Below are 16,216 nucleotides of genomic sequence, written 5' to 3' on the forward strand. Positions count from 1 at the left end.
TGTCACTTTTGTGTATCTCCAGCTTTGCCCTTTAAAGGCAAAAAAAGAACCCCTGTCAAAGGGGCCTCATCAACAACCGCTATTGCGACGTGGTCGCTCCTGACCGGATCACCGGAACCCGCTGGATGGCGGTACCAAAGCAAGAAGCCCCGATAATGCCCAGATGGCGCGGATCATCCTCATACAGAGCCTTTTGCATGATATGCCGATCCTCATGCTCATCCAAGACTTCCACCTTGCAAAAAGCCGCTTTCTCCGTCACTTGCAACAACGCGGCCATGGTGGGCACGCTTTTGCCATTGACGCGGTGAATCACATCGCCTGGCTTGATCCCCATGCTCGCCGCCGGGCTGTGGGGTATCACGGCAATCACTTTAATGCCATGACCATCCGATACGTAATAAGGGCTTAACTTTTTCACGCGCAGGTGATTCCAAACCGCGATCGCCTCATGTCCGGCAATGGCAAACCCCGCCGCCACCCATATCCCGCCCGTCCAGAATTCCGCCAAACTGGTTAACCCGGCCAAGGCCAATGCATAAAGCAAAGTCATGGTCGAAGCGAGCCGCTGTTCCTGTTCCAGCGGTTTCGCGTAATTGAGGCATCCAAAGCCCAGGCACAAGGGGACGGGCATGAACCCGAGCACCAACGGAAACGGCCAGACCTTGTGAAACCGAAGCGCCGGGGTCACTTGGCTTGTTTCTCCTTTCACGCGAACCGGATAGGCCCCTTGGCTTCCGTCCAAACGAATCAACAGCCACTCGCCCAGATGCGCGTTGGCCACGATCCACAGCCAATCGACCGCTTGCACCTCGCTCAAGCTTTGTACATATGGTTGCAATGATAGCGGAAAGCCCGTCATCGGCACCAAGGTCAAGCAACCCTGGAGCAAGATGACCAAGCCGGCCGAATAGGCGATGCACGCCCACCTTGCCCGAACAAGCGCCAAGATGCACGTGCAAGCCCAGATCCACCCCAGATCCGCCGTTCGAATCTGCCACTCTCCCCACAGCAGGCAAATCGACAACCCGACACCCAAGACTCCCCCCAGCATCCACGTTCGCACCGCCAGAGGGACGGGGGGCGTTAACCGGGTCGCAAACCACTTTCGTTCATACCGGGACAGCCCCATCACCTGCATCAGCAAAAGGGCCAAAGCCAGCCAACTCCCCGGATGAATCCCTAACCAAACCCAAGCCTTGATCCATAACCAAACCGACAACCAACCTACTTCCACACGCATTCCTCCAAAATGAAAAGTAACCCCAAACAGCAAGATTTGGGGTTACTTCTACAATTTTGCGGTAAATCCTTTATTTCGCTTTTTTCTTGAGCAGTTCGACAGCCACTTGCAGCTGCACATCGTTCTTCGGATCACGCACGAAATCGATAAAAGCGGTTTGCAACACTTCCGCCGACTTCTGATCCAGCTGGCCCGTTTGCGGCAAACTTTTGGTCTTCTGGAACGCTTTAACCGCTTGCTCCGTCCGTTCATCAAAATATCCATCTTGGCGACCCGGATTATAGCCCAGCGCATCAAGGATGGTTTGCATATGTTTGATTTCTGTCGAGTTTTGGTCACGAACGAGCGGTTTTTCCGCTTGTGGCGGAATGGCGTGCATATAGGATGGCAGAGGCACTTTCACATCCGGTTTGATGCCTTTGGTGCCGCCTTGTTGATGAACCCAATTCCCTTTTGGCGTCAACCACTTCGCCATGGTCAGCTTGATGTTGCTGCCATCATCGAACTCTTCGGTCGTCTGCACGGTTCCTTTGCCGAAGGAGGTTTCGCCCACCAACGGATAACCCGCCGATTCCCGCAATGCGGCGGCGAGAATTTCGGAAGCGCTCGCACTCCCTTTATCGATCAAGACCGTCACAGGATAAGGTTTCGCTTGATCCAGCTTGGAGGTGTACGTCTTGCGGTTGCCTTCTTTATCTTCCATGATCATCACGGCTTTCTTGCCCGGCACCAACTGATCGCACATCTCCAGCACAACGGGCAACAAGCCACCCGGGTTCCCGCGCACATCGATGACGAGGCCCTTCATGCCTTCACCCTCCAGCTTCTTCAAGCCGCCGGCGAAGTCCTTCGCCGTATTCTCGGAGAACTGGGTCACGGTGATGCGGCCGATCTTGTCGGGCAACATCGTCGCTTCCACCGTGTGCAAGGAGATTTCGTCCCTAACAATGGTGATGTGAAGCGGTTCCCTCACACCTGGACGGATGATTTCCAAATTGGCTTTGCTTCCTTTGGGACCACGGATTTTGCCTACGGCCGTATTCACATCCAAGCCCTCTAAGCTTTGTCCGTTTACCTTCAGCACTTGATCATCCGGACGAACGCCCGCTTTCTCCGCGGGAGATCCTTTGATCGGGGAAATGATGGTCAAGCGGCCGTTTTTGATGGTCACTTCTGCCCCGATCCCTGTGAATGATGACTGTAAATCTTCTTTGAATTGATTGGCCTGCTTGGGCGTCATATAAGCCGAATATGGATCGCCCAGCGCGCTGACCATCCCTTGAATCGCGCCATCGATCAACTTCTGATCGCTAACCTCGTGAACATAGCTCCCTTTGATCACCGCATACGCTTGACGCAACTTATCGGCGTGCTCTTCAAACGACGCATCTTGTGAGGGGTCACCGGAGAGTAACGTTCCCGCTTCCCACTGGTCGATAAGGCCTCCCTTACCCACTATCAGAGCTGTACCGAGACTGCTGAATACAATCGCGACGATCGCGATAACCGCTACGGTTCTTCCTTTAAATACCACGGATACACCACCTTTTGGCCACTCGCCCGAAGGAGAAACTTGTACACTCTCCAATCTATGATACACGTTATCAAATTAGTCGTCCAATCCAGGACATCAGTAACGGATATAATTCAATGGATTCTTGGCAGGTGGACGTTCGCCATACCCGATGCGCACCTCAAAGTGCAAGTGCGCCCCTGAACCAAGCCCGTTGTCCCCGATCGAGGTGATCTGCTCCCCCCGATGCACCTCTTGGCCCAGCTCCACTTTCACTTGACTCGGGTAACTGTGCGCATATTGGGTGAAAAAGGGTTTCCCCTGATATTGGCCGTGATATATGGTAATCAACCAACCATAACCGTTGGAGGGGCGACTGGACACAACCACCCCGTCAGCCGCCGCATAGACCGGCTTGCCGTACCCGCCGCCAAAGTCAGTCCCTTCGTGCATCCGGTAATAGCCGAGAACCGGATGCAAGCGCATGCCATAGTCGGACGTTTTCGGCCCTCTGGTCGGCTTGGAGAGGGGACCCGTGTACGGGAAGCGCAATGTGCCGTTCTGCCAGTCTTCCAGGTTGATCTCCAGGATTTCGTCTTCGTTGGCTTCTTCCCAGTTTTGGATCGCCTGCAAATTGCCTTCGATCTTTTTCATCGCTTCATCCAGTTTTTTGCGCTGGGCACTTAGTTCCTCTTGCTTCTTTTCAATTTGATTCACCAGGGTGAAGTATTCTTTACTTTCCTCTTTCGCTTTTTTCAAGACATCTTGGTATTTCACCACTTTCGCGAAATCGGCTTTGACCAAAATGCGCACCAACTCAAAGCGATGCAGGAAATCATTGAACGACTTCGCGGACATCAACATGGCCATATACTTGTTCTCGCCGCGCTCATACATGTGGCGAACCAATTTGTTATATTCTTTTTGCTGCCGTTCGAGGTCATCTTTGGCTTTTTTATAAGCTTTTTGTTGCGGTGCGAACTTTTTTCCCAACTGATCGACTTGCGCTTCCAGTTCGTCAATCTCTTGCTGGTATTGCCGCATTTCATCGGTGTACTTGCTCTTGTCTTGCAGCAGTTGCCCTTTTTTCTCCCGTTGTTGTTGCACTTCCTCACGCGTCACCTCTGCCCCCGCTTGTTGTAGGGGCATGCCTGTCACCAATAAAGCGGCCAAAAGAAACACCGTTAGTCGCTTGGTATTCATCTAATGTCCTCCCCTGATGTTTCAACCGTTTGTCTTCAGAAACGGGGCAGCAGACCGGCCAAGAACGGAATCGATTCAATGTATCTCTTTTAATACTTAATATAATTATCCGGATTGTATGCGGGTGGACGCTCCCCGTTGCCGATACGCACCTCAAAATGCAAGTGGGGTCCGGTGGAACGGCCATTGTTCCCAACCGAGGTGATCTGCTCACCGCGATGCACTTCTTGTCCCAATTCCACCTTCACTTGTCCCGGAAAACTGTGGGCATATTGGGTGAAAAAGGGTAGGCCCTTATACTGTCCGTGGTAAATGGTAATCAACCAGCCATAACCGGAAGAAGGCCGGCTCGCCACCACCACCCCATCGGCCGCCGCCTTCACGGGCGTGCCCAATGGACCGGCAAAGTCGATCCCTTCGTGCTTCTTGTATGTTCCCAGCACCGGATGGTACCGTCCGCCGAAGCCCGAGGTTTTCCTTGTATTGGTGGGTTTGGAGAGCGGACCGGTGTACGGGAACCGCAACTTCCCATTCCGCCAATCTTCCAGGTTGATCTGCAAGATCTCATCTTCATTGGCTTCTTCCCAGTTCTGGATCGCTTCCAGGTTGCCATCGATCTTTTTCATTTCCGCAACTAACTTCTGATGCTTGGCGTTCAATTCTTGCTGCTTCGCATCGATCTTGGAGACCAGCTCATAATACTTTTTGTTTTCCTTCTTGGCCAATTCTACCTTTTCTCTAAAGGCTTTCACTTTGGCAAAATCAGATTTGGCCATGATGCGCACGACCTCAAAGCGGTGCAGGAAATCGTTGAACGAGTTGGCTGACAACAACATGGCCATGTATTTGTTTTCACCGCGTTGGTACATATGACGAATCAGTTTGTTATACTCTTCTTGTTGTTTAGCCAACGCATCTTTCGCCTGTTTCAACTTTTTCTGTTGTGGAGCGAACTCCTTATTTAACTCCTCGATTTCCGCTTCCAGCTTGTTGATCTCCCGTTCGTATTGCTTCATTTCCTCGGTATATTTGCTCTTGCTCTGCAACAACTCGCCCTTCTTCTCGCGCTGCTGCTGCACCTGTTCCCGCGTCACTTCTGCCCCCGCTTGCTGTTGTGGCATGCCCATCGCGATGAGAGAAGCCATGAGTGCCACTGCGACTAGCTTTTTCTTCATCTGCTTGATGCCCCCCCACACATCTCTTCTCTAGATTTGGTTTACCCCGTCAAGATTTGGACAAAATCGCTCCATAAATGGGAAGTCGACCTAACCATTCCCCCTGGGGAACCATTAGATCGACCATTCATCCCTCTATCTTTATCCACATCGCGCCATCAGACCCTGCACGTCCCATCAATAATACTGCATCGGATTGACCGGTGTGCCGTTTTTGTGCGTCTCAAAATGCAAATGCGGTCCGGTGGAACGACCATTGTTCCCCACTGATGCGATCCGCTGCCCTTTCCGCACCCGCTCGCCCACACTGACGGTCACGGTGCTGGAATACATGTGGGCATATAAGGTTTTCAAGCCATTCCCATGATCGATCACCACATAATACCCATATCCGTCCGGATCCGATTTGGTCAGCACGACCACACCGTCATCGGCCGCGAGGATCGGGGAACCGATGTCATTGCCGATATCGATGCCCTCATGCATGCGTCCGTTCCGCCAACCGTATGGGGAAGTGACCGTTCCTCCCGGTTGCGGCCACGCCAATTCACCCGTTCCGTAATTGGCACCTGACGCATTTGCCGCCCGAACCGCGCGGTTTTTGCGCTCAATCGCCTCTTTGGTTACCGCTTCTTCATGCTTCAATTTTTTCAATTGCGAAGCATGCTGATTGTACACTTTGGTGTAGTTGGCCAGTTCAGTCTGGGCCTCTTTCAAGTAAGGCTCTTTTTCTTTTTTCTTTTGTTCAATCGCTTGAATCTGTTTTTCTATATCCTGCTGCGTTTTCTTATATTCATCCAACACGTTTTTTTCGCGTTTCAGGATCATGCGGACCATCTCAAAGCGAGCCAAGAAATCATCAAAGCTGTCGGCGCTCAGCACAAATGACAGATAGTGAGCTTGCCCTTTCTGGTACATGCGCGTGATGACCGCATGGAAGTTCTCTTGCTTCTTGTTCAATTCCTTTTGACTCGCTTGCAGCTTTAACGTTTGCTCCGTAATCTGATCCTCAATTTGTCCGATTTCCTTTTCAATCTGGTCCACTTTCGCCTTGGCCTCATTCAATTCAGCCTGAGCGGCATCCACCTTTTTTTCCGCTTGTTTCTTATCTTCTTGAATCTGTTTCAACTTGCTGCTGTCAGACGTGTTACCTTCAGCCCAAGCCCCAGGGGTCCAAGTCATTTGGCAGATCAGGGTTGCCGCCAGGAGACCGATACTCCAAGATCGTATCACGCCAGATGCTCCCTTCCTTTGTCGCTCTCCCTTTAGCGGAAGTACTTCATCGGATCGACAGGTTTACTATCTTCGTGCACCTCAAAATGCAAGTGCGGACCGGTGGCCCAACCGTTGCTCCCCACCGCCGCAATCTCTTGCCCCTGTTTCACCTGATCGCCCACCCGCACTTTGACCGTGTTGGCATACATATGAGCGTACAAGGTGGACAATCCGTTCCCGTGATAAACCACCACAATGTAACCATACCCGGAAGATGGACGTGCTTCGATCACTTCACCGGACGCGGCGGCCATGATCGGTGTCCCCATCGGGGCACCGATATCGATGCCTTCATGCATTCTATATGTATGATGAACAGGATGATAACGTGAGCCGAAGGAGGAGGTGAGCACCCCGCCACGAACGGGCCACAGCCATTCCCCGTCGGCACCGTTGCCGGCCGCCGCCGTATACTGTTGCCGCTCGCGCTCTTTGGCCTGGCGTTCCGCTTCGGCCACCATGCGGTTCAGCTCTTTTTTGGCCGCTTCGTTTTTCTCTTCCAACTCTTGCAGGCTGGAGTCGATGGAAGCGACCAGTTCCTTGTGCTCATCCATTTTGGCTTGCAGCTCATCATACGATTGTTTGGCCACTCGCTTTTGTTCTTCCAACCGCCTGTGTTCCTCTTGTAACTTCACCTGCGTCTGATGCCACAGTTGTTGCTCTTGTCGATACTGATTCAGCAGTTGGCGATCGGAGCGGTTGATCATCGTGATCAGGTCGATCCGCTCGAGGAAATCGCCAAACGTGTCAGACTTCAACAGCATCTCCAAATAAAACACATTCCCTTGTAAATAAACGGTTCGCAGACGATTGTAATAAGTTTGTTTCTTTTCCTTTAACAACTGTTCAATCTCCGCCAACGTCCGCTTGCCCTGCTCAACCCGTTGTTCGGTTTCATACACATTCCGTTCCAACTGGTTCAGTTCCTTTTCTTTGGCTTCGATTTCACCCAAAATCACCTGTTCATCTTGCTCGGCCAGCTTTTTCTTTTTCTCTAGTTGCTGAATCTCCTTGTCATTCTGCTTGATGTCTTCTCTGCGTTGTTCAATGCCAGAGGAGTTGGGATATGCCAAGCTGATTCCTTGGGGCATTAAAGAAAAAACTAGTGTCATGAGCAACATTCCGACTAGGTTTTTCCGTTTCACGTTCCTCCTCCTTATGCCCGGTCCGTGATTAGACCCGCAAGAAACGACGAACCGAAATCAAGCTTCCCGTTGTTCCAATCGCCGCTCCCAACGCAAAAATGCTCAATGCCACATATGTGCCCAACGACAAGAGCGGCATCATTTTCAAGACTGAAGAGGCTTCTCCCGCTCCCAAGGTGGTATAAGCCACTTGATAAAGGGTCAATACGATCACCGTAGGCACAATCGCGCCGACTACCCCGATAAACGCCCCTTCAATGAAGAACGGCCAACGGATAAACCAGTTGCTCGCTCCCACCAAGCGCTGAATCTCGATTTCCCGTTTCCGGGCGATGATCGTCAACTTAATCGTATTGGAAATCAAGAACGCGGCCAACACCGCCAAGCCCAGACCAAACACCAAAACAATGTTGCGGGTGAAGCTGGACAAATCAACCAATTTGTCCGTTACCTGGTCACCCGAATCAGCGGCGGCAACCCCCCTAAACCCTTCCACCTTCTCTTCCACTTGCTTGATGGCTTTCGGGTCTTGCGGTTCGATTTCGATGACGTCCGGCAACGGGTTGTCCTTGTCCAAGCCTTCGAACAACTCCTTGCCATCTTCACCCCAGTCCGCCTGCATCCGTTTGATCCCCACTTCTTTCGGCACCAACTTCGCCGATTTCACGCCGCTCACGCCTTGAATCTGCTTCAACAGTTCGCCTTGTTGTTGATCGGTGATCGATTCTTCCAGCGAAGCCCGGATCACCAACTGCTTGTTCAACTCAGCCACCATGTAGCGCACGTTAAACGCGAAGATCAAGAAGATACCGAAGATGAACAGCGTCACCGCCACGGCGCTGATCGCGGCGAAGCTCATCCAGGTATTCCGTCTAACCCCCCTGTACGCTTCCCGAAAGTGGCGCAAAAAGGTCTCAATCCTCATAACCGTATTCGCCTCCCAACTCGTCGCGCACGATGACGCCCTGTTCGATTGCAATGACGCGCTGTCTCATTGTGTTCACGATCTCCTTGTTGTGGGTCGCCATCACAATGGTCGTGCCACGCTGGTTGATCTCCTCAAGGAGATACATGATATCCCAAGAGTTTTCCGGGTCCAAGTTACCGGTAGGCTCGTCCGCGATGATGAAACTTGGGTTGTTGACAATGGCGCGGGCAATCGCCACCCGTTGCTGCTCACCACCGGACAATTGGGATGGCAAGGCATGCATCCGGTCGGACAAACCCACCAATTCCAGCACTTCATGGACACGTGGCTTGATCTTGCGGCGCGGCGTCTCGATTGCTTCCATCGCAAAGGCGACATTTTCAAATGCCGTCATATGCGGCAGCAGCTTAAAATCTTGGAAAACGACGCCGATTTTGCGGCGGACGTGGGGAATCTTCCAGTCGCGCACCCGCTTGACGTTCACGCCATTGATCAATACGACACCATGCGTCGGTTTCTCTTCCCTGTACATCAGCTTGATGAAGCTACTTTTCCCCGCTCCACTCGGCCCGACAATATAGACAAACTCACCATGGTCAATGCGCACATCAATGCCGCGGAGAGCTTCTACACCATTGGGATACACCTTCCACACATCATGCATTTCAATCACGAAACTCACCCCAGGAACACGTATTTTTCTCTTATTATTAGTCTCTCAATCTATTAATCTCCTACATTACTTAATAGTACCAGAAAATGAGAGCACCTTCATCCCGCATCCAAGAAGCCTAGAAAAGCGCTGTATTTCCCCAGTCAAACTCTTTCCTATTATAACATCATCTTTTCACAAGGCCAGGTTAATATTTTTTAAAATCAATTTTTATTCAAAAAGACAAAAAACCCCAATGCAAGCTTCATGGGGTTTTCGTTGCATATAATTGGCAAATATCGTCAAGCCAATACCTTATTTTGGCAGCCTTATCCTTTTTCTTGCTCAAACTGGATAAAACTTGGGCTTTGGCCGTGCCACCCGCACTTTGGCGGGCTTCCACCACTTGTTCACAGGATAGGCGGTCATAGATATCTTCTTCAATCAATCCCGAGAACGATTGGTACTCCGCCAGTGTACAATCCAGCAAGCCTTTCCGCTCCTGGATACAGTGCAGCACCAGGCGTCCCACCACTTCATGCGCCTGTCGGAAGGGAAGCCCCTTATCCACCAGATAATCGGCCAAGTCCGTAGCATTGGCAAAGCCTTGCTCGGCGCTTTGCCGCATCTGCTTTTGATTCACTTTCATCGTTTCCAGCATTGGCGCCATCAACTTGAGACAGCCGGTTAAAGTGGCAATGGTGTCAAAGACGCCTTCTTTGTCCTCTTGCAGATCCTTGTTATAAGTGAGCGGCAACGCTTTAAGGGTGGTTAAGAGTCCGACCAAATGGCCAAACACCCGGCCCGTCTTTCCGCGAATCAACTCCGGAATATCGGGATTCTTCTTCTGCGGCATCATACTGCTGCCAGTGCAGAAGGCGTCGTCCAATTCCACAAAGTTAAATTCGTCACTGCACCACAAAATCAGCTCCTCCGCCAACCGTGACAGGTGAACCATGATAATGGAGGCCATCGAGAGGAATTCCAGCAAGTAATCGCGGTCGCTCACGGCATCCATGCTGTTGTCATAAATATCGGCAAAGCCCAATTGCGCCGCGACCCACTCCCGGTCGATCGGGAAGGTGGTGCCCGCAATCGCCCCCGCCCCCAACGGACAGAGGTTCACGCGCTTGTAACTGTCCATCAGCCGCTCCATGTCACGTTCAAACATGGATACGTAAGCGAGGAGATGGTGGCTGAGCCGTACCGGTTGGGCCCGCTGAAGATGCGTATACCCCGGCAGGATGGTGTCAATCTGCCGTTCCGCTTGCATGAGCAACACTTGGTTCAGCTCATAGAGCAGGCGCACCATCTCCACCGTCTGCATGCGGATATACAGATGCATATCCAACGCGACTTGGTCATTGCGGCTCCGCCCGGTGTGCAACTTCCCCCCCACCGGACCGATCTCATCCGTCAACATCTTTTCGATGTTCATGTGGATGTCTTCTTGTTCAACGGAAAAGGTGCAGGTTCCCGCCTGCACACGCGCCAAGATCCGTTCCAGTCCCCGCCGGATCTGGCTCACTTCCTCCGGAGCCAGGATCCCGCATTTCCCCAACATGGCCACATGGGCCAAGCTTCCTTGGATATCGACTTCCGCCAATACTTGATCGAAAGCGATGGAGGCGTTAAATTCCTCCACCCACCGGTGCGTTGACTTGGTGAATCTCCCGCTCCACAGTTTGCTGCCCATGCCCCTTCTCCTCCTTGTGCACATTTGCATAAATATGCGTCGGCAAGCCCCATAATTTGATGAAGCCCACTGCCGCCGTGTGATCAAACATATCCTCTTTGGAGTAAGTCGCCAGCTTCTCATCATACAACGAACTTGGCGAGGTGCGTCCCAGCACCGTCACATGGCCTTTGAAGAGGGAGAGGCGCACTTTCCCGGTCACATGCTGTTGCGTCTCTTCAATAAACGCATCGAGCGCTTGCTTGAGCGGAGAAAACCACAGCCCGTCATAAGTCAGCTCCGACCACTTCTGCTCCACCACCGGCTTAAAGCGGGTGATGTCACGGGTATGGGTGAGGAATTCCAGCTCCTTATGGGCGGTCAACAGGGTGATCGTCGCCGGGCATTCATACACTTCCCGGGACTTGATTCCCACCAGGCGATTTTCCACATGGTCGATCCGCCCCACTCCATGCGCACCAGCCAATTGGTTTAACTGGGCGATCATCTCATGGAAAGGCATCGCAACGCCATTCAGCTCGGTCGCCACCCCTTTTTCAAAGGTGAGTTCTATGATCGCGGGCTCATCCGGCGTGTCCGCAAGCGCCTTCGTCCACTCAAATGCCGCTTCGGGCGGGGCGTTCCATGGGTTTTCCAACACGCCGCACTCACAGCTGCGGCCCCACAGGTTCTGATCCACGCTGAAGGGGTTATTCAAGTTGGCGGATACCGGGATGTTGTGCAATTTCGCGTATTCGATTTCCTCATCGCGGGACATGCCCCACTCCCGCACCGGCGCCACCACTCGCAAGGTTGGATTCAATGCGGCCACGGTCACATCGAAACGCACTTGGTCGTTTCCTTTGCCCGTGCATCCATGCGCCACCGCCACCGCGCCTTCCGCTTCCGCCACTTCAACGAGCTTCTCCGCGATCAATGGGCGGGACAACGCCGTTGCGAGCGGGTATTTCCCTTCGTACATCGCATTGGCTTTGAGGGCCGGCTTTAAGAAACGGTTGGCAAACTCTTCCCGCACATCCAACACGATCGACTTAACAGCCCCGACCTTGAGGGCTTTCTGTTGAACAAACGCCAAGTCTTTGCCTTCCCCCAGATCCAGCGCCACCGTGATCACATCATAACCGTACTTTTCCCCCAGCCATTTGATGGCCACCGATGTATCTAAACCGCCTGAATAGGCTAATACCACTTTTGGTCTCATCCGTGCTCTCTCCCTTAATAAAAATTCATCGTTATGTATTATTATACATCCTATACAAAAAAAGTCCACCCACATTTTTATTCACATGTGGGTGGACTTTTCACCGCCTCCCGACCTTCCCATTCCACTCCATCCAACTGATCATTCCGATCACAGTCACACAGCCCAACCATTTGAATCCCGCATGAACAAGTTGATTCCGTTATCTAAATATTTTTATTATATATACCTTCCATCCATCCTGTAAATGATATAACCATCACTTCGCCAAATTTATTTACAGAATAATAACAAACAAACCGTTATAATAGAAATAATTGCCCATAATCATGTCGCACTCATTACTTGTCCAACGATTCTCACCCATATCCAACAGGAGGGAACCAGCATGATTCGCACATTGGCGTATACCCAAGACGGCCGCATGATCGAAAACCTGCCGATCGCGGAAGTGCTTGAACTGAATCCAACCTGGTATTGGATTGATTTCCAAGCCCCGACCATGGAAGAAGCCGCCTATTTGGAGAAGCTGGGCTTTCATCGCCTGGCAATCAAAGATTGTTTGCATTATCTGCAACGCCCAAAGTTTGATTACTACGACGACTATACTTTTTATGTATTGCAGGTGTTAAACAAAGACACCTGGAAACCGGAAGAAATCGATCTCTTTGCCGGTCGCGACTATATCGTCACGTTTCACTATCAAGCGCATGAGGAAATCGATGAAGCTTGGGAACGGATTAAGGTCGACACCAGTGTCCAACCCAAAGGGGCCCCCTTCATCACTTTGAAAATCATCGACAAGATCGTCGATTATTATTTCCCGATTGCGCAAGGGTTGGAAGACCACATCACGATGTTGGAAGAAAAGACGCGGAAGCCGCATGCCAAACTACATACGCTGATGAGAGAAGTGTTTAAAATCCGGGGTCAGCTCCTGGCGATGCGCCATACCATTTGGCCGATGCGCGACCTTCTTTACCGCATCCTCAATTCGGAACGTTTGCATCTCACACAGGAGGAGCGACGCCAATATAAGAACATCCACGACCATTTGGAACGGCTCAGCCAAATGGTCGAATCGAGCCGAGACATGACCTCCGACATCCGCGACAACTATCTGTCGCTCAATTCCTATCGGATGAACTCGGCGATGATGACGCTCACCGTCATCACGGTCATTTTTATGCCACTGACTTTCATTGCCGGAATCTATGGGATGAACTTTGAACACATGCCCGAACTGAAATGGGAGTACGGGTACTTTATCACTCTGGGGCTGATGGGCTTTATCGGCACCACGATGTATCTCTGGTTCCGCAAGAAAGGCTGGTTCGAAAAGGAGTAGTCGATTGCCATGCAACAAGTGATCAAAACGCTGATATGGGGAATGGCCCTCTGTTTGACTTTGACCGCCTGCGCGGAGGTGAAAGTCACCACGCAGCAACCGCATCCGCGCCCTTCCGCCGCACCGGCCGACAAGCAGAAGGCAAAACCGCACACGACCGCCACCCATGCCAAGCTTCCAACCATGGCGGAGGTAAAACAAAAATTGCAACTAAAATACGAAGGCAAGCAACCGAGCAAGTGGGGAGAACACCTTCCCGGCGTCATCGACCGCCTTCCGACCAAAGAGAAAGTGATTGCCCTGACTTTTGACGCCTGTGGCGGACAGCACGGCAGCGGGTATGATGCGGCGTTGATCCAATACCTGGAACGGGAACGGATTCCCGCCACCCTGTTCATCAACAGCCGATGGATTGAACGCAATAAACCAACCTTTATGCGGTTGGCGCAACATCCGCTGTTTGAAATCGAGAATCACGGCACCGCCCACCGCCCGCTCTCTGTCAATGGACGAGCCATCTACGGCATCCGAGGCACCGGGAGCGTGAATGAAGCGATGGATGAGGTATTGGGCAATGACCGCAAAATCCTGGAACTGACCGGTAGAAAACCAAAGTTCTTCCGCTCGGGCACCGCGTATTATGATGATGTCGCCGTCAACATCGTTCATGATATCGGCGAACGGCCCGTCAACTTTGATGTGGTGGGGGATGCGGGCGCCACCTTTTCCGCCAAACAAGTGAAACAAGCCTTGCTACAGGCCAAGCCCGGCTCCATCGTGATCTTGCATTTCAACCGTCCCGCAGGAGACACCGCCGAAGGGTTGAAGCAAGCGATTCCCCTGCTGCGGCAAAAAGGCTATCGCTTTGTGAAGCTGGAAGACATGTTGAAATGACAAAGGCATGGATCATGAAAGATCCATGCCTTTGTGCCGTTTAACATATTTGCGCAAGAATTCCCCCACTTCTAAGGATGAATGGCGCTTCGTTCTGTATCCCCTGATGGGGATGCTTTGAACAACGTTTTTTCTAGGCGGGAAGCTTGCGATCTTTTGATTGAGTGAGTCATGCAAACCATCACCCACGCAGAAGCACTGTTGCTCCTGATTAAGAAACCCCCACCTCTTCAGGCGGCGGGAGGATCAGTAGCTGATCAGCGCGGCCATCACCAACCCCACCCCGATGCTTAACCGGGACGCGAAGATGGCGACGGACACATTTCCCTTGGGAATCTCTTTTATCACGCTGAAGGGAGCAACAAGTTAAACAGGTAAAACACCACAATCTGGAACACAATCCCCACCGAACCCCAAATCAACAGGTCCACCACGCTGACGGAGTTGAAAATCGCGGAAGCCACCACCACCATCAAGCCAAGCACCTTGCCGCTCAAATCGTGGGCCGCCGCAGTCGCCGCGTTCTTTTTGACGGGATCATCCGTATCCGCCCCTTGCCGAATCAATTCCACTTCCCTATAAGGCGTCGCCCACAAAAAGACAATAAAGCCAACAATGATCAGCGGAATCGTTACCGCCAAGTACAGCGCAAAGCTTTGAAATGCTTCCAATTGGGTCATCTTTTCTCCCTCTCTCCCATCAGTCCGACTGGCAAAAAATAAGAGGAGTCGCCCGTGATTTTCTTATCCACCCGCGCGACAATCGCGGAGGCTTGGCCGCCGATGAGAAACGAACTCCATAACAGTTCGCCTTCAAACCGGCCTTCACACGTCTCCACTTCCACCTTCTCCATCTCCGCCAGCTCTTGATAAATCATCATCTGTTCCCAATACAACTCCTCGTGATCGCGGGCGATCGTTGCACCCGTCTGATCATATAAGGTGACGGCCCCACCCTCGCGGCCAAAGATCGGCTTCGTGACATAAGCCCGCTTGCCATGAAACGGATTGTCCACATACGTTGGCAACATGTATCGATGAATGCATTCTCTTTCTTCTGCGGTATAAAACACTTGCGAATCACTCAAATTCCAAATCAGCGCTTGCAGGGCTTTGGTTTGCGAAAGGATTGCCCCGGGCGGGTTGATCAGGGCCAAGCGTTTGTCGGCGACCAGCTTCAAAAGATGCTTGCCCGTCGGATACCCTTGTTCATCCTGATCATCGGCCAAGATTTCCAATGCGTGCAAGCGATACAGCACATCGACCGGGCTGGCGGTTTCCCCTGCCAGCACATAGAGTCGATCTCCCTTGACCGCGAGCGAAGACAAGGGGGCAAAAACGGCCTCCAACCCTGATTGCTGGAGCAAATACTTGGTCGTACCCGCATCTTCCACATGCCAATCCAGCGCGCTGAACACAATCCGTTCGGTGCTGTATCCCCACTGCCGATAGCCTTCCAACAGCTCCTGGAAAGCCTGGCGCAAGCGGTGGTGTTCCCCTTGGTTGGGATCGGCGTAACCGAGCGCTTCACACACCAGGCCATTCACATGAAAAGCTTCCACGACGCAAGTGGGAGTATCACTGTTAAACTCCAACATTTTCAACCCTTGCGGGGTGTGGGCAAAATCAAAGCGGCCGATCAATGTGGGCATGGACGGCATGATGGGATGGCGAACCGCCCGCCAAGCCGCATCAGGGATGCCCAATTCCCTTAAAAGCGCATCCGAGCCCTCCTGTATGATGCGGACCGTTTTCGCAAAGATCTGGCCCAAGCGCTCCGTCGCAAACGCCAGCTCCCGGCGGAACGATTCACTGATGGGATGGACGGTGGCGAGTGCATACTCGGTCCCATCATGGTGATCGCGATCCCAAGTGAAGACGCCGGCTTCTTTGATGGGGGTGTAGAGGTGGGATCGACGTTGCCGATACTCGCTTTGTCCCATC

Annotated in this window: 14 protein-coding genes; 2 read left to right on the forward strand and 12 right to left on the reverse strand. The window is 52.2% G+C overall.

The window, feature by feature from the left end; translation table 11 throughout:
• Window positions 1-79: 79 nt before the first annotated feature.
• The 10 genes from ACFQNG_RS02160 to ACFQNG_RS02205 form a co-directional block, all read right to left on the reverse strand.
• The gene (locus ACFQNG_RS02160; protein ID WP_379863175.1) at window positions 80-1,237 is read right to left on the reverse strand and encodes a PDZ domain-containing protein; all 1,158 of its coding nucleotides are present in this window, start codon (window positions 1,235-1,237) and stop codon (window positions 80-82) included.
• Window positions 1,238-1,313: 76 nt separating this feature from the next.
• The gene (locus tag ACFQNG_RS02165) at window positions 1,314-2,777 is read right to left on the reverse strand and encodes a S41 family peptidase (protein ID WP_379863176.1); all 1,464 of its coding nucleotides are present in this window, start codon (window positions 2,775-2,777) and stop codon (window positions 1,314-1,316) included.
• Between the two features lie 96 nt (window positions 2,778-2,873).
• On the reverse strand, window positions 2,874-3,959 hold the full coding sequence (locus ACFQNG_RS02170; RefSeq protein WP_379863177.1) for a murein hydrolase activator EnvC family protein: 1,086 nt from the start codon (window positions 3,957-3,959) through the stop codon (window positions 2,874-2,876).
• Between the two features lie 89 nt (window positions 3,960-4,048).
• Window positions 4,049-5,134 carry a murein hydrolase activator EnvC family protein gene (locus tag ACFQNG_RS02175; protein ID WP_379863178.1) on the reverse strand — a complete coding sequence of 362 codons (1,086 nt, stop codon included), beginning with the start codon at window positions 5,132-5,134 and terminating at the stop codon, window positions 4,049-4,051.
• Window positions 5,135-5,311: 177 nt separating this feature from the next.
• Window positions 5,312-6,367, reverse strand: coding sequence for a murein hydrolase activator EnvC family protein (locus ACFQNG_RS02180; RefSeq protein ID WP_379863179.1), 1,056 nt, complete (start codon window positions 6,365-6,367; stop codon window positions 5,312-5,314).
• 32 nt (window positions 6,368-6,399) lie between these two features.
• Window positions 6,400-7,554 (reverse strand): murein hydrolase activator EnvC family protein, encoded by a 1,155-nt coding sequence (locus tag ACFQNG_RS02185; protein ID WP_379863181.1) that lies wholly within the window; start codon window positions 7,552-7,554, stop codon window positions 6,400-6,402.
• Window positions 7,555-7,582: 28 nt separating this feature from the next.
• Window positions 7,583-8,479 carry a permease-like cell division protein FtsX gene (ftsX, locus tag ACFQNG_RS02190; RefSeq protein WP_379863183.1) on the reverse strand — a complete coding sequence of 299 codons (897 nt, stop codon included), beginning with the start codon at window positions 8,477-8,479 and terminating at the stop codon, window positions 7,583-7,585.
• A complete protein-coding gene (gene ftsE / locus ACFQNG_RS02195) occupies window positions 8,469-9,155 on the reverse strand; it encodes a cell division ATP-binding protein FtsE (RefSeq protein ID WP_379863184.1) in 687 nt (228 codons plus the stop codon). Before ftsE ends, ftsX begins: the two co-directional genes overlap by 11 nt.
• Window positions 9,156-9,399: 244 nt before the next feature.
• On the reverse strand, window positions 9,400-10,830 hold the full coding sequence (gene argH, locus ACFQNG_RS02200) for an argininosuccinate lyase (protein ID WP_379863185.1): 1,431 nt from the start codon (window positions 10,828-10,830) through the stop codon (window positions 9,400-9,402).
• Window positions 10,766-12,031, reverse strand: a complete 1,266-nt coding sequence (locus ACFQNG_RS02205; RefSeq protein ID WP_379863186.1) for an argininosuccinate synthase — start codon at window positions 12,029-12,031, stop codon at window positions 10,766-10,768. Before ACFQNG_RS02205 ends, argH begins: the two co-directional genes overlap by 65 nt.
• 388 nt (window positions 12,032-12,419) lie before the next feature.
• Here ACFQNG_RS02205 and corA point away from each other — a divergent pair, with 388 nt between their 5' ends.
• Both corA and ACFQNG_RS02215 read left to right on the forward strand, forming a co-directional pair.
• On the forward strand, window positions 12,420-13,379 hold the full coding sequence (gene corA / locus ACFQNG_RS02210; protein WP_379863188.1) for a magnesium/cobalt transporter CorA: 960 nt from the start codon (window positions 12,420-12,422) through the stop codon (window positions 13,377-13,379).
• Between the two features lie 9 nt (window positions 13,380-13,388).
• Complete coding sequence (locus ACFQNG_RS02215) at window positions 13,389-14,273, forward strand: polysaccharide deacetylase family protein (RefSeq protein WP_379863189.1); 885 nt, start codon at window positions 13,389-13,391, stop codon at window positions 14,271-14,273.
• 344 nt (window positions 14,274-14,617) lie between these two features.
• Here the strand turns inward: ACFQNG_RS02215 and ACFQNG_RS02225 are convergent, their stop codons facing one another.
• Window positions 14,618-14,953, reverse strand: a complete 336-nt coding sequence (locus ACFQNG_RS02225) for a DUF350 domain-containing protein (RefSeq protein ID WP_379863191.1) — start codon at window positions 14,951-14,953, stop codon at window positions 14,618-14,620.
• Complete coding sequence (locus ACFQNG_RS02230) at window positions 14,950-16,215, reverse strand: glutathionylspermidine synthase family protein (RefSeq protein WP_379863467.1); 1,266 nt, start codon at window positions 16,213-16,215, stop codon at window positions 14,950-14,952. The genes ACFQNG_RS02225 and ACFQNG_RS02230 overlap by 4 nt, the downstream gene beginning before the upstream one ends.
• Window position 16,216 lies beyond the last annotated feature (1 nt).

The sequence above is a fragment of the Laceyella putida genome (genome assembly GCF_042665195.1).
GTDB lineage: Bacteria > Bacillota > Bacilli > Thermoactinomycetales > Thermoactinomycetaceae > Laceyella > Laceyella putida.